This window comes from Ahrensia marina (genome assembly GCF_042140245.1).
Taxonomy (GTDB): Bacteria; Pseudomonadota; Alphaproteobacteria; order Rhizobiales; family MH13; genus MH13.
The window spans coordinates 1,097,335-1,111,314 of record NZ_CP159483.1 but is presented as its reverse complement, the minus strand read 5'-3'; the positions used below and the strand labels follow the sequence as shown (position 1 = coordinate 1,111,314).

Annotated in this window: 11 protein-coding genes and 1 tRNA gene; 8 read left to right on the top strand and 4 right to left on the bottom strand. The window is 58.7% G+C overall.

The features are described 5' to 3' along the window. Nucleotides 1-114: 114 nt before the first annotated feature. On the bottom strand, nucleotides 115-1,575 hold the full coding sequence (locus ABWH92_RS05450) for a M48 family metalloprotease (protein WP_375572867.1): 1,461 nt from the start codon (nucleotides 1,573-1,575) through the stop codon (nucleotides 115-117). Between the two features lie 82 nt (nucleotides 1,576-1,657). Beyond that, the gene (locus tag ABWH92_RS05445; protein WP_375572865.1) at nucleotides 1,658-2,671 is read right to left on the bottom strand and encodes a thermonuclease family protein; all 1,014 of its coding nucleotides are present in this window, start codon (nucleotides 2,669-2,671) and stop codon (nucleotides 1,658-1,660) included. A gap of 265 nt (nucleotides 2,672-2,936) precedes the next feature. Here ABWH92_RS05445 and ABWH92_RS05440 point away from each other — a divergent pair, with 265 nt between their 5' ends. From ABWH92_RS05440 to ABWH92_RS05405, 8 genes are all read left to right on the top strand, one after another. Then, on the top strand, nucleotides 2,937-3,917 hold the full coding sequence (locus ABWH92_RS05440) for an ABC transporter ATP-binding protein (protein ID WP_375572863.1): 981 nt from the start codon (nucleotides 2,937-2,939) through the stop codon (nucleotides 3,915-3,917). After that, complete coding sequence (locus ABWH92_RS05435) at nucleotides 3,917-4,678, top strand: ABC transporter permease (RefSeq protein ID WP_375574197.1); 762 nt, start codon at nucleotides 3,917-3,919, stop codon at nucleotides 4,676-4,678. The genes ABWH92_RS05440 and ABWH92_RS05435 overlap by 1 nt, the downstream gene beginning before the upstream one ends. Nucleotides 4,679-4,709: 31 nt before the next feature. Then, a tRNA-Arg gene (locus ABWH92_RS05430) sits at nucleotides 4,710-4,786 on the top strand. A 214-nt stretch (nucleotides 4,787-5,000) separates the two neighbouring features. After that, nucleotides 5,001-6,479, top strand: coding sequence for a xanthine dehydrogenase small subunit (gene xdhA, locus ABWH92_RS05425; RefSeq protein ID WP_375572861.1), 1,479 nt, complete (start codon nucleotides 5,001-5,003; stop codon nucleotides 6,477-6,479). Continuing rightward, complete coding sequence (gene xdhB, locus ABWH92_RS05420) at nucleotides 6,476-8,818, top strand: xanthine dehydrogenase molybdopterin binding subunit (RefSeq protein WP_375572859.1); 2,343 nt, start codon at nucleotides 6,476-6,478, stop codon at nucleotides 8,816-8,818. Before xdhA ends, xdhB begins: the two co-directional genes overlap by 4 nt. A 21-nt stretch (nucleotides 8,819-8,839) precedes the next feature. Continuing rightward, the gene (gene xdhC / locus ABWH92_RS05415) at nucleotides 8,840-9,730 is read left to right on the top strand and encodes a xanthine dehydrogenase accessory protein XdhC (RefSeq protein ID WP_375572857.1); all 891 of its coding nucleotides are present in this window, start codon (nucleotides 8,840-8,842) and stop codon (nucleotides 9,728-9,730) included. Beyond that, complete coding sequence (gene guaD / locus ABWH92_RS05410) at nucleotides 9,727-11,025, top strand: guanine deaminase (protein WP_375572855.1); 1,299 nt, start codon at nucleotides 9,727-9,729, stop codon at nucleotides 11,023-11,025. Before xdhC ends, guaD begins: the two co-directional genes overlap by 4 nt. Nucleotides 11,026-11,154: 129 nt before the next feature. Next, nucleotides 11,155-12,156: a Gfo/Idh/MocA family protein gene (locus tag ABWH92_RS05405; RefSeq protein ID WP_375572853.1), complete on the top strand. Its 1,002-nt coding sequence runs from the start codon at nucleotides 11,155-11,157 to the stop codon at nucleotides 12,154-12,156. Here the strand turns inward: ABWH92_RS05405 and ABWH92_RS05400 are convergent. Next, nucleotides 12,153-12,446 (bottom strand): DUF6958 family protein, encoded by a 294-nt coding sequence (locus ABWH92_RS05400; RefSeq protein ID WP_375572851.1) that lies wholly within the window; start codon nucleotides 12,444-12,446, stop codon nucleotides 12,153-12,155. The two genes, ABWH92_RS05405 and ABWH92_RS05400, sit on opposite strands and share 4 nt — an antisense overlap. 111 nt (nucleotides 12,447-12,557) lie before the next feature. Next, nucleotides 12,558-13,949 (bottom strand): tryptophanase, encoded by a 1,392-nt coding sequence (locus tag ABWH92_RS05395; protein WP_375572849.1) that lies wholly within the window; start codon nucleotides 13,947-13,949, stop codon nucleotides 12,558-12,560. Nucleotides 13,950-13,980 lie beyond the last annotated feature (31 nt).

Below are 13,980 nucleotides of genomic sequence, written 5' to 3'. Positions count from 1 at the left end.
AAAGGGCAGACGGCAAGCAGACCGTCTGCTGAAAAGGCGGACCAGTCCGCCGTTAGTCCGCTCTTCGTCTGCATATTTGAGCAGACGGTCCGCCCATAAAAGCGGACGGTCCGCTTATTCCACCACCACTTTCACCTTGTCACCGGCCCGCAAACGGTCACCCGGACCAAGCGCATTGATAATACGGAACAGGGCTTCGGCATCGCCACCAGACTCCATACGGCGGGCAAGAGAAGAAACACTGTCCCCGCGCGCAACCGTCACCAGCTCGATGCGAAGCGGCTCAATGCCATTACGTTCATCCGCTGTCATTTGACGGAAGCTGGCAACCACGCTCGCCGCCGCCTGTGTGAAGGTGTCCGTGCGCGAATTGTTGGCAAAGATGAAGCGATAGACGCGGTCCTGCACCACGATCACCGCCACCTTGAACACCCAACCACCGGCAGCCGCGTTCGCAGTTGCGACCCGCAAGCCATTGGTGGTGTTGATAGCGATGCTGCCCGCATCAAGCCCGTCGATCCAGCCTGACTGCAGATACTCTTCCAGGCTTTGCCCGCGGCGTAGCTCCACACCGTCAAAACGCAGCGCACGGCCATCCTCATGGGCGCCCAGCACCGCTTGAGGCGTGTTGTCCAAGCGGAAGCCGGGTGGCGCTTCAAACGCGATACCAAGGCTCGGATGCAAGAAGCGTCGACCGCGAACAACGCCCTCGTCGGTTGGCTCGCCAAACACCATGCCGTCAATCGCAGCAAGATAGCGGTCGCGCTCAGTTTCCCCGATTCCAGGCGCCCCGAACTGACGCGCCAGACGCACCGCAGCCTCAATGCGCGCGGGCGTTGAGGGGTGGCTGGAAAGAAAACTCGGCACGCCATCATTGCCAGGCAGTGCATCCAAGGCGCTAAACCGCGCCATGGTTTCCAAGAAACGCGCCGCCGCATAAGGGTCATAGCCAGCGCGGCCAATCGTGCGCACGCCCAGCTCGTCGGCCTCAAGCTCTTGATTTTGCGAGAATTGCGCCAGCGACACGCCGTTGGCAAGCACCGCCATTTGGGCAGCCGACGGATCGGAGAGCACATCCGTCAGCACTCGGTCGATCAGCGCCGCCGTCCGCACCTCCTGCTCACGGGCGATGGCATGACGCCGTGTCACATGGCCGATTTCATGCGCGACGACGGCTGCCACTTCGGCCTCATCATTGGCCAGGGCCAACAGACCACGCGTCACATAGAGATAGCCGCCTGGCAGCGCGAACGCGTTGACGCTTGCTGAGTCGAGCAATGTCAGCCGATAGACACGCCCTGGTTCATCCGATGCAGCGATGACCTGTCGCAACATGGCGACCAACCGCGTTTCCAGCTCAGGATCTTCATAGATACCGCCAAACGCATCGAGAATGCGTGGATGCTCGCGCGCGCCAATCGCCTCTTCGGCGGCCAGTGTCGCTGTCGGGCCGGGCTCTCCACCGTCCACCGTCAACGGCACAAGCGGGCCATCTCCGTCCACCGATAGGCAGGCGGCAACAAGAATGGCCGCCAGCGCGGTGCTTGCCAAACGTGCGATCAAAGAAAGGCGCAAGAAAAGAAGGTCCTTACAAAACGGGTTCACGCAGCCCAGTGAATGGTGGCGTCAGCGGACGCCGGATTGGCACATCCTGGTGTCAGCCGCCAGTTGTCAGCAGCTCTATGGCTTCAGGATGATCCACACGGATCATCGGTCCGCCATCCTCAACAACCCAGCCACGCACCCGAACCGGCGCGCCTTGCAGGGCATGAAGATCAAATAGGCTGTCCTCAAACACCGGATCATGCTCCCGATCAATGGTGATCGTGAAATCTTCGCGCCAAGTTTCGCCAAAATTAAGGTACCAGCGACCGCGATGCGCCGCCACATTGCGCACAACGCCCTCAACAAGTTCAAAATGGTTGGTGCGCTCCAACAGATCACGGGTGTGTTGAGCATCGCGCACTGCATAATAGGGATGGTCCCAAACCGCGCGACGTTGTTCACGCGCAACATGCTCGCGCAGCATCAACTCGGGAATAAGGGAACGATTGTCGGCAAAGGTGTAGACCCGAGCAAGCCCTGCCAGCACCATCGCACCTTGCAACCAAAGCGGCTCTCCAGGAGCATCGTCCAAAACGATATGGGCCAGATGGCGATTGTGCCGGTCGGTTCGCCGCCCTCCAAAGTAGAGCTGCGCATCAACGCCGCCTTGCGCAACAAGCTCCTCCAGCAGGCGCTTGGCATCGCGTGCCAATGGCCATTCGCTCACATGATCGCGGCCAAGTGGCAGCTTCGGCGCCTGTGTGCCGACCATGCGCACGTCTGGCCCACGCTCCAGCTCCACGGTGTCACCATCAACCACGGCTTTGATCCGCACACGCGGACCCTCATCGAGCGTGGACCAATCAGGTTCAGAAAAGGCGTGGGACATGGAAGCTCGCGATGACAATTCAGCAGCGTCGAACGACGCGCGGTGGTCACCTGACTCACTTTGCCGGGCGAAGGCAAGGCCATCAGGCCACGCAATGGCGGCAGCCGAGGAGACACCCAAAGACAGGCCTGTGCGGCAAGCGGCTTGAAGCCAGTGGCGGCGCGTGATGCGCTGATGCCCAAACGGCTTGCTCTTCATCCCCTCATCCTCGCCGGTTTCACTCGCAGTCGTTGCCACGCGACAAGCCTAATCGAGCCGATGCCTATCGACGATCCGACCATCGTCGTCTCATCATGCATATTTGCATATCGTCCATGGCAACTTCGGCAATAGCCAATACGTTCTTCGAGGATTAGTTGGTTTCCGACCCACTCTCAGCATGCCCGTTTTCCTGCCGCGCACGCCCCGACACACGGACCAATGTCAGCAGCGTGACTGTGCTAGGTTCCCAAAAGGCGCATGACACCCTACATCCGCAGACCACCCAACGATCGTGACTCCCATGACTGACGCATCCCGAACTGACCCGATGATTGCCATCGCCGGTCTGCAAAAAACCTATAAGAGCGGATTTGAGGCCCTCAAGAACGTCGACCTGACCATCCAAAAGGGTGAGATTTTGGCTCTGCTTGGCCCCAACGGCGCTGGCAAGACGACTCTGATTTCTGCCATTTGCGGCATCACCATGCCAACAGGGGGTTCGATCAAGGTCGGCGGACACGACATTGTTCGCGAGGCCGGCAAAACCCGCCGTATGATCGGTCTGGTGCCACAGGAGATCACGCTGGAGCCTTTTGAAACCGTGCTCAACACGGTGCGCTTTTCACGCGGACTTTTTGGGATGCCTAGCAACCCAGCCTTGATGGAAGAGATCCTTAAAAAACTCAGCCTTTGGGACAAAAAAGACACGCAGATCAAAGAACTATCCGGGGGCATGAAGCGCCGCGTGCTGATCGCCAAAGCGATGGCACACGAACCAAAGGTGCTGTTTCTCGACGAACCCACCGCCGGTGTGGACGTGGAGTTGCGCAAGGAGATGTGGGACGTGGTTGCCGACCTGAAAGAGACCGGTGTCACCATCATCTTGACCACCCACTACATTGAAGAAGCCGAAGCGATTGCCGATCGCGTGGCGATTATCTCAAAGGGTCGCATTTTGCTGGTCGACGAAAAGGCCGCACTGATCGAACGCATGGGCAAGCGTAGCCTGACGATTGATTTCGACAAGCAACTCAGCGCCGTTCCAGACAGTCTTGCCGCCTATGATCTGGTCATGAGCCAAGACGGCACCAGCGCCACCTACACCTATGACACCCGTGCGGACCGCACGGGCATTGGCGCCTTGCTACGTGATGTAAACGCCGCGGGGTTATCGGTGCGTGATCTGCACACCGCGCAGAGTTCTCTGGAAGAGATTTTCGTGAGCCTGGTGGAACACGATACCGATCAGACAACCGCAGCCAGTGCAGGAGAAGCGGCATGATCAACATCCACGCCATCATCGCCATCTTCCACTATGAGATGGCCCGCGCCCTGCGCACAGCTTTGCAATCAATCATCTCACCGGTGATGTCGACATCGCTCTACTTCGTGGTGTTCGGCGCAGCCATCGGCAGTCGCATCGAGTCAGTGGAAGGGGTCAGCTATGGCGCCTTCATCGTGCCCGGCCTCATCATGCTGACCGTCATGACGCAGGGCATCACCAACGCCGCCTTCGGCATCTACTTTCCAAAGTTCATCGGCTCGATCTACGAGGTGCTGTCCGCGCCCGTCGGCGTGGTGGAAGTGGTGGCGGGCTATGTTGGTGCAGCGGCCACCAAGTCGCTGATCATCGGCATCATCATCATGATTACGGCGACGTTCTTCATCGATATCCAGATCGCGCATCCCATCGCCATGGCGCTGCTGTTGGTGACGATCTGCTTCGCCTTCTCATTGTTCGGCTTCATCATCGGCATCTGGGCGCAAAGCTTTGAACAGCTGCAATTGGTGCCGCTGCTGATCATCACGCCTTTGGTGTTCTTAGGCGGCAGCTTCTATTCCATCACCATGCTGCCGCCCTTTTGGCAGACGGTCTCGCTGTTCAACCCGGTGGTCTATTTGATTTCAGCATTTCGCTGGAGCTTCTTCGGCACCGCTGATGTGGCAATTGGCGTGTCACTGGCGGCCATCGCTGCGTTCACCACCGTGTGCATCGGCATCATCTGGTGGATCTTCAAAACCGGCTATCGCTTGAAAAGCTGATAAGACTTAGTCGATAAGAGCATTCATGGTGGGCCCCGTAGCTCAGTTGGATAGAGCACCAGATTCCTAATCTGGGGGCCACTGGTTCGAATCCAGTCGGGGTCACCACCTTTATTTGCTCTGGGCGTACCGCCCAACCGCGGCACGGCAGGCGAATGCAAAACAATCGCCGAGAAGTGCCATAGCGTTTGGCATTCGCGAAAGGCGGAACGCGTGCCAAACAGGCAAAAGCCGCCCAAACTTTTCGCACGCCTATGGATTGCGCGTTTGCATGCCAATAGCCTTATATGTCAGCCGGTTCGACGCATATCCTTGAGGTTTCATGGCAATTCGCAAATCCATCCGCTTTCTGCTCAACGATCAGCTGGTCGAGCGCGATGATGTTCGCGCCACCACAACGCTGCTCGACTTTCTGCGGTTGGAACGTGGACTGACCGGCACCAAAGAGGGCTGCAACGAGGGTGATTGCGGCGCTTGCACGGTGCTGGTGGGACGACTTGGGCCCAATGGCTTGGCCTATCAAAGCCTCAACGCCTGCATCCGCTTTCTGGGGTCGCTGGATGGTTGCCATGTGGTGACGGTGGAAAGCCTGGCACAAGGCGGCGCGCTGCACCCGGTGCAGCAGGCCATGGTCGATTTTCATGGCTCCCAGTGCGGTTTTTGCACGCCAGGCATTGTGATGAGCCTTTACGCGCTGTGGATGGAGAGACCTAACCCGACCGAAACGCAGATCGAAACGGCCCTGCAGGGCAACCTCTGCCGTTGCACGGGCTATGAGCCCATCATCAAAGCGGCCAAGGCGATCTCAACCTACGGATCGGTCGCAGAAGACGTGCTGATGACCCAACGCGAGCGCATCACCGAGCAACTGACCGCCTGGGCCGATGAGAGCTTGGTGGATGTCAGCGCAACAAGCGAGGCGGGCCCCGAAAGGTTTTTCATCCCGCAAACCCCAGACCATCTTGCTGACCTTCTCGCCGAACACCATGACGCCACCATCGTGGCCGGCGCGACCGATGTCGGACTTTGGGTCAACAAGGATCATCGCGCCATTTCACCGGTGATCTTTGTAGGTGGCATAAACGACCTGCAAAGCGTGACCACAACCGATGACGCCGTGACCATCGGCGCAGGCGTCAGCTACTCAGCTTTCGTGCCCGTGCTGCAAGAGCATTTCCCGCACATGGAAGAACTTTGGTGGCGCATTGGCGGCGAACAGGTGCGCAACATGGGCACGCTCGGCGGCAACATCGCCAACGGCTCGCCCATCGGCGACACGCCACCGGCCTTCATCGCGCTTGGCGCAACACTGGCTCTGCGCTCCAAATCCGGGGCCCGCACGCTCCCGCTTGAGGATTTTTTCCTGACCTACGGCAAGCAGGATCGCCGTCCCGACGAATTTGTCGAAAGCCTGACGCTTCCCAAACCAAAAGACGACTCGTTGAACGCCGTTTACAAGATTTCCAAGCGCCGCGATGAAGACATTTCTGCGCTCTGCGGCGCTTTCTCGCTCATCGTGACCAGCGGAACGGTATCTTCAGCCCGCATAGCCTTTGGCGGAATGGCTGGCACGCCGGCACGCGCCAAACATGTTGAACACGCCCTCATCGGCAAACCTTGGAAGCAAGGCACCACCGACGCTGCGAAAGTTGAGTTTTCTAAAGATTATCAGCCACTTACCGATTGGCGGGCAACAGCAGATTATCGCTTGAAAGCCGCAGAAAATCTTCTCACCCGCTTCTATCTGGAGCACGCCAAACAGGATCATCCGGTGCGCTTGACGCGTGAGGTCGCGGCATGAACGAGCATGTGAGCGACCTCGTCGCCATCAAAGGCGGCGTGCACCAGCCGACCAAGCATGATTCCGGCCACAAGCATGTGACGGGTCAGGCGGTCTACACCGACGACATCGAAACGCCCGCCAGCACGCTGCACGCCTATCTGGGACTATCCACCTGCGCCAACGGCACGATTGAGGCCATGGACCTCTCTGCCGTGCGGTCCTCACCCGGTGTGGTGGGCGTGCTCACCAGTCGCGATATGCCAGCCTCCAACGATATTTCGCCGACCCATCTGCACGATGAACCGGTGCTGGCCGATGGTGAGGTGCATTTTTTTGGCCAGGCCATGTTTGCGGTCGTTGCAACCAGCCGCGAGTTCGCCCGCGCCGCTGCCCAAAAAGCCAAGGTCGAATATGGCGAGCGCCCTTTCGCCCGCTCGGTTGATGAGGCACGCGAAGCGGACTACCCCAATGTCACCAAGCCGCTGACGTTGAAGCGCGGCAATGCAGCCTCGGCGCTGGAAGCTGCCACCAACCGCCTGCAGGGCCGCTACGAGATTGGCGGCCAGGATCATATGTATTTGGAAGGCCATATCGCGCTCGCCATCCCAGGCGAGGACGACGATATGACCGTCTATTCCTCCACCCAGCACCCATCCGAAGTGCAGCACATGGTCGCCCATGTTCTCGGCGTGCCATCAGCAGCGGTCACCGTGAATGTACGCCGCATGGGGGGCGGCTTTGGTGGCAAAGAAACGCAGAGCAACCAGTTTGCAGCCGTCGCAGCTGTGGCAGCCAAGAAGTTCGGCAAAGCGGTGAAAATCCGGCCCGACCGCGACGATGACATGATCACCACCGGCAAGCGGCATGATTTCGTGGTCGATTATGATGTTGGCTATGATGATGAGGGCCGCATCGAGGCTGTCTCCGGCACCTTTGCTGCCCGCTGTGGATTCTCCGCTGATCTGTCAGGGCCAGTAACTGACCGTGCGCTCTTTCATGCCGACAATTGCTACTACTACCCGCACGTTCTGCTGCAATCAGAACCGCTGAAAACCAACACCGTCTCCAACACCGCATTCAGAGGTTTTGGCGGCCCACAAGGGCTGATTGTCGGCGAGCGTATTGTAGAGGAGATCGCCTACAAGCTGGGCAAAGACCCACTGGAAATCCGGCGGATCAATTTCTACGACCGCGAAGGCGAGGAGAACGCCCGTTCGGTGACGCCTTACCATCAGAAGGTCACCGACAACATCATCCACCGCGTCGTCGATGAGCTGGAAGAAACTTGCAACTACCAGGCACGCCGCGAAGCCATTTTGGCCTTCAACGAAACGAACCCGATCATCAAAAAGGGCATCGCACTGACACCGGTAAAGTTCGGCATATCCTTCACCGCCACCTGGTACAATCAGGCGGGCGCGCTGGTGCATGTCTACCGCGATGGGTCGGTGCATCTGAACCATGGCGGCACGGAGATGGGCCAAGGGCTCAACACCAAGGTCGCGCAGGTGGTCGCCGACACGTTCCAGATCGATCTGGATAAGGTAAAAATCACCGCCACCACCACGGAGAAAGTGCCGAACACCTCCGCCACGGCGGCCTCCTCAGGCTCGGACCTCAACGGCATGGCCGCCGATAACGCGGCGAACCAAATCAAAGACCGGCTGATCGACTTTGCTTGCGAAGAGTATCAGGTCACCAAGGAACAGGTGGTGTTTGAAGCCAATGTGGTGCGGGTCGGCAATCAGCGCATCCCGTTCCCTGACCTGGTGGACCAGGCCTATATGAAGCGCATCCACCTCTCAGCGGCTGGCTTCTACAAAACCCCGGGCATTCACTGGAATCGTGACACCGGGCAAGGCAACCCGTTTTTCTACTTTGCTTATGGAGCGGCGGTATCAGAAGTCTCCATCGACACGCTCACCGGCGAGTATCATGTTGATCGCACTGATCTGCTGCACGATGTCGGCAAATCGCTGAACCCGGCCATCGATATCGGTCAAGTCGAAGGCGCATTCATCCAAGGCATGGGGTGGCTCACCACCGAGGAGCTCTGGTGGGATGACAAGGGCCAACTGCGCACCCACGCGCCCTCTACCTACAAGATCCCGCTGGCGTCCGACCGGCCCGCCACGTTCAACACCAAGCTCGTCAGCTGGTCAGTCAACAAAGAGCGCACCATTCGCCGGTCCAAAGCCGTTGGCGAGCCGCCCTTTATGCTGGCCGCGAGCGTGGTCGAAGCGCTCTCAATGGCTGTGGCCAGTGTCGGTAACTATGCGGCATGTCCCTGCCTTGACACGCCATGCACACCTGAACGTATTTTGATGGCGGTGGAGCGATTGCGGGGGCGGACGTAGAACGCGCCCCGAAAGGCCTTCATGCTGGATGTCGCCCACCCTGATGAGATTGAGCGTTTCGCGCGCAACACGCCCTGTGTGCTGGTTACGGTTAGCGACGCCAAAGGTTCAACACCGCGCATCGCTGGCACGCAGATGCTGGTATCATCAAGCGATGTTTTGGGCACCATTGGTGGCGGCCAGTTGGAATATATGGCCATCGATGCGGCACGCCGCATGCTCTCCCAGCAACCGACACATCAAGACAACCAAACCAGCCTATCCGTGCCGCTTGGCCCGGAGATCGGCCAATGCTGCGGCGGTCACATCACCCTACTTTTGGCTAGGCTAAGACCAGACATGGCCCAGGCCGTAACGTCACACGTTGAGACGGCTAAGCAAAATCAACCTTCCGTTTACATCTTCGGTGCAGGTCATGTGGGCAGAGCATTGGCCCACGCGCTTTTGCCCTTGCCTGTGAACAGCTTGCTGATCGACAGCCGCGAGGATGAACTCGCTCTGGCCGGATCAGCCATTGATCAGGATTTGACCCCGTTGCCCGAAACACACATTCGCGCTGCATCCTCTGGCAGCGCCTTCATCATGCTGACGCATGACCACTCGCTTGATTTTCTTCTCACCCGCGAAGCTTTAGACCGCAGCCGCACAGCCAATGATGTTGCTTACATCGGCATGATCGGGTCGGCGACCAAACGCGCCACCTTCACCCGGTGGTTTGAAAAAGAAACGGGCCATCGAGATGGTCTGGATCAACTCACCATGCCCATCGGCGCCTCCAAACTGACCGACAAACGCCCGGCCGTCATCGCTGCGATGGTTGCCGCCGAGGTGATGCAGGCAGTCGGCGTGTATGCTGAAGCTGGCGAGACGGAACAGCCAACCCGTAGCGCAAACGCGGAGGTGCCAGCATGAGCACGTTGCTGCGCGGGCGCACGCTCACCTTTCACCGCCGCCCCATCAATGGTGAGGACCACCGGGCCTACAGCTATCACACCGATGGCGCCGTCCTCATTGAAGATGGCAAAATCATTGCGCACGGGCCGTTCGACGCCCTGACAATGGCTCACCCAAACGCAGAGATCATTGATCATCGCCCGAACCTGATTGTGCCAGGCTTTATCGACCCGCACATCCACTATCCGCAAATGCAGGTTGTGGGTTCCTATGCCGGCAGTCTGCTGGAATGGTTGAACCGTTACACCTTCATCGAAGAGCAGCGCTTTACCGATGAGGCGCATGCTGAGCGCATTGCCGATCTCTTTATGAACGAGCTGATCCGCTACGGCACCACCACGGCGGTCGCCTTTTGCTCGGTGCATGCCAACAGTGCTGATGCCTTTTTCACCGCCGCAGCCAAACGCAACATGGCCATGGCCGGTGGTAAGGTGATGATGGACCGTGAAGCACCAGATGCGCTGACCGACACGGCTCAGTCCAGCTATGATGACACCAAAGCACTGATCGAGCGCTGGCACGGCAAAGGGCGAGCGACCTACGCCATCACACCGCGCTTTGCGATCACCTCAACACCGGAGCAGTTGGAAGCAGCAGGCACGCTCGCGCGTGAGCATCCAACCTGCCTGATTCAATCGCATCTGTCCGAAAATGATGGCGAGATTGCCCGCGTTGCTGAGCTTTATCCTGAAGATGAAGACTATACCGCTGTTTACGAGCGCTTCGGCCTGTTTAATGACCGCGCGCTCTATGGTCATTGCATCCACTTGAAACCGCGCGAGCGCGCTGCCATGGCCGAAGCTGGAGCTGTGGCGGTATCGTGCCCAACATCCAACCTCTTTCTCGGCTCCGGTCTCTTTCCCCACAAAGTCTTGCAAGAAGAAGGCGTGCGCATCGGCTATGCGACCGATATTGGCGGTGGCACCAGCTATTCCATGCTGCGCACCATGGATGTTGGCTACAAGGTCGCTCAGCTGCAAGGTGACCGCATGCATCCGCTGCAAACCTTCTTCGCCATGACCTTGGGCAACGCGCAAGCTCTTGGCATGGAGGCAAAGATCGGCACGCTCGACGCTGGCAGCGATGCCGACATCGTCGTGCTCAACGCCTCGGCCATGCCAGCCTCAGCGTTGAAGATGGAGCGCGTGGAAACGTTGGAGGAAGAGCTGTTCCTCCTCCAAACGCTTGCCGACAACCGCATGATCACCGAGACCTATGTGGCTGGTGTGCCACTGAAATCAGCCCTCAGCTAGCAACGACGTAGTCACCGCCGGGCGCGCGATAGCGCCTGGCGTGTTTCCTGGCCGATGGTGCCAAGGGCTATCAAGACCAGGACACTTTCCGCTACACCGGACGAAACAACAATCAGCCGGGAGATGACGATGAGTGAACCTGTCCGTTGGGGCGTGCTGGGTGCTGCCAATTTCGCACGCGAGCAAATGGCGCGCGCGATCCACGCCGCCGAGGGCGCGGACTTTGCCGCGCTTGCGACCTCCAGCGCGGAAAAAGCAGCCGGGTTCACCGCTTTCAATCCCGGCCTACGCATCCACGAAAGCTATGACGCACTGCTGGCAGACCCAGATATTGAGGCCGTCTACATTCCACTGCCCAACCATCTGCATGTGGGATGGACGAAGAAAGCCCTGGCCGCTGGCAAACATGTGCTGACCGAAAAGCCCATCGCGATGAGCGCGGTAGAGATCGATGATCTGATCTCCGCCAGGGACGCGTCAGGTTTGTTGGCGAGCGAAGCCTACATGATTGTTCACCACGCCCAATGGCAACGGGCACGCGAGCTGTATCGCGATGGTGCCATCGGCAAGCTCATCCATGTGGACGGGCTCTTCAGCTATGACAATGCCGCTGACCCGGACAACATTCGAAACCGCCCAGAGTCCGGCGGCGGCGGCATCCCAGATATTGGCGTCTACACCTATGGCGCGACACGCTGGGTCACAGGGCAGGAGCCCCTTTCCATCACCCATGCGGATGTCGATTTTGAAAATGGCGTAGACGTTTTGGCACGGGTCTCAGCCCGCTTTGATGGCTTTACTGCGCATTGGGTGAACTCAATGCGCATGCATCCGTTTCAAGAGATGACATTTATGGGCGAAGAAGGCGTTATCCGGCTGACCGCACCCTTCAATGCCAATCTCTACGGCCCAGCTTTGGTTGAGCTGCATCGCAACATCGGCAATGGCCATGGCGCATCGGTCACGACCGAGCGCTTCGCCGCCGCCAACCATTATGTTGATCAGGTTGAAACTTTCAGCCGGTCGGTGCGCACCGGCGAGCCCTATCCCTGGACCTTGGAGGATGCGCGCGGCACACAAGCAATGATCGATGCGGTCTTTGCCAAGGCCCGCGAAGCATCAGCGAGCTAGTTCGTTTTCATAATCCGCATCGGCTTGGTGGGAAGGCGCTTCACCAAGCCCTTGGCTTCAAGATCAAGCTGCACGCATTTCTGCCACCAGCCCGATGTTTTGCCTTCAGGAAACAGATCGTCTGGCAGATTGGGTTTCAGTGCCGCCAGAGCGTCTTTCACCACCATGCCCGGCTCTTCAGTTGGCAGCACGGCAAGCAAAGCTTCTTTCATCGCGTGATATTTGGCGGCGTCCACATTGGTGACGTGCCCTGGCACATTGACGTTTTCGACGGCGATCTTTTCCGACATCTCTGATGCGCCATGGCCAGGTTTTGCCTGGCCATGCCCTCTTTTTGTTTGGTCGACAAACCAGGTCCATCGTCGGCAAGACAATCGACCTGGTCAAGTCTGAAGGGCCGCCTAGGCCGCTGCCCTGTCACCAGAGGCATCAAGAGGCGCAAACTGGCAGGTGAAATGCCGCATCTGTTTGGGCTCTTGTGTAATGGCAAACCCGCGCAACGTGTCGACCTCAACCTGCAACTGTTCGAAAGCTTCAACAATGTAGTCAGCGTGCGACTGGGTGTAGGTACGCCGAGGAAAGGCAAGCCGCACCAGTTCCATCGCGGCAGGTTTTTCTGACCCATCCGGTTGGCGCCCAAACATCACACTGCCGATCTCGCAGGCACGGATACCGCCAATCTCATAGAGCTTGCAGGCCACAGCGTGAGCCGGAAAATGCAGCGGGTCCATAGCGGGCAACCAGCGCTTGGCATCGATGAAGACCGCATGCCCACCGGCGGGCTTCACCACAGGAATGCCCATCGCATCCAGCCGCTCCACGATATAGGCGTTGGTGCGAATGCGGTATTGCAAGTAGCTCTCATCGACGATCTCAGCCAGCCCCTGGGCCAGAGCATCCAGATCACGGCCTGCCAAGCCGCCATAGGTGGGAAAGCCTTCCGTCTGAATGAGCTTCACACGGGCCTGTTCAGCAAGATCATCATCATTGAGTGCCAACCAGCCGCCGATGTTGCCAAAAGCATCTTTTTTCGCGCTCATCGTCATGCCATCAGCCACGCTGAAACAGTCGCGCACAATGTCCTGGATGGAGCGGTTCTGCTGACCATCTTCGCGCTGCTTGATGAACCAAGCATTCTCGGCGAACCGACAGCCATCGATGATGAAGGGCTTGTGGTACTTGTGCGCAAGCGCCGCTGTGGCGCGAATGTTCTTTAGGCTCACAGGCTGACCACCGCCGGCATTGTTGGTGATGGTGATCATCACCACCGGCACCGCATCGCCATGCTCGGCCAAAAACGCATCCAGCGCCTGCAGATCCATATTGCCCTTGAAGGGATGCAGCGATTGGCTGTCGCGTCCTTCGGCGATGTTGAGGTCATGGGCCTCGGCGCCGCTCGCCTCAATGTTCCCGCGCGTGGTGTCGAAATGCGTGTTGGACGGAATGGTTCGTCCAGCGCCGCCGAAGATCGACATCAAAATCGCCTCCGCCGCTCGGCCCTGATGGGTTGGGATGATGTGCTTGAAGGGCATCAGATTGGTAACGGCGCGTTTGAAACGCTCGAACGAGGGCGAACCTGCATAGCTTTCATCGCCTTGCATGACAGCGGACCATTGCTGCGCGCTCATCGCGCCAGTGCCGCTATCGGTCAGCAAGTCGATGATCACATCCTCGGATTTGAGGGCAAACAGGTTGAACTTGGCCGCACGCAGTTTCTCTTCGCGCTCGGCCCGCGTGGTCATGCGGATCGGTTCAACGGACTTGATGCGGAAGGGTTCGATGATGGTTTTCATAAGGCTTCTCCGGTTTGTGAAACCCCGGATA

Coding starts and splice junctions, on each gene's coding strand:
- ABWH92_RS05440 (WP_375572863.1), top strand. CDS start 2,937: ATGACTGACGCATCCCGAACTGACCCGATGATTGCCATCGCCGGTCTG.
- xdhA (WP_375572861.1), top strand. CDS start 5,001: ATGGCAATTCGCAAATCCATCCGCTTTCTGCTCAACGATCAGCTGGTC.
- xdhB (WP_375572859.1), top strand. CDS start 6,476: ATGAACGAGCATGTGAGCGACCTCGTCGCCATCAAAGGCGGCGTGCAC.
- xdhC (WP_375572857.1), top strand. CDS start 8,840: ATGCTGGATGTCGCCCACCCTGATGAGATTGAGCGTTTCGCGCGCAAC.
- guaD (WP_375572855.1), top strand. CDS start 9,727: ATGAGCACGTTGCTGCGCGGGCGCACGCTCACCTTTCACCGCCGCCCC.
- ABWH92_RS05405 (WP_375572853.1), top strand. CDS start 11,155: ATGAGTGAACCTGTCCGTTGGGGCGTGCTGGGTGCTGCCAATTTCGCA.
- ABWH92_RS05400 (WP_375572851.1), bottom strand. CDS start 12,446: ATGTCGGAAAAGATCGCCGTCGAAAACGTCAATGTGCCAGGGCACGTC.
- ABWH92_RS05395 (WP_375572849.1), bottom strand. CDS start 13,949: ATGAAAACCATCATCGAACCCTTCCGCATCAAGTCCGTTGAACCGATC.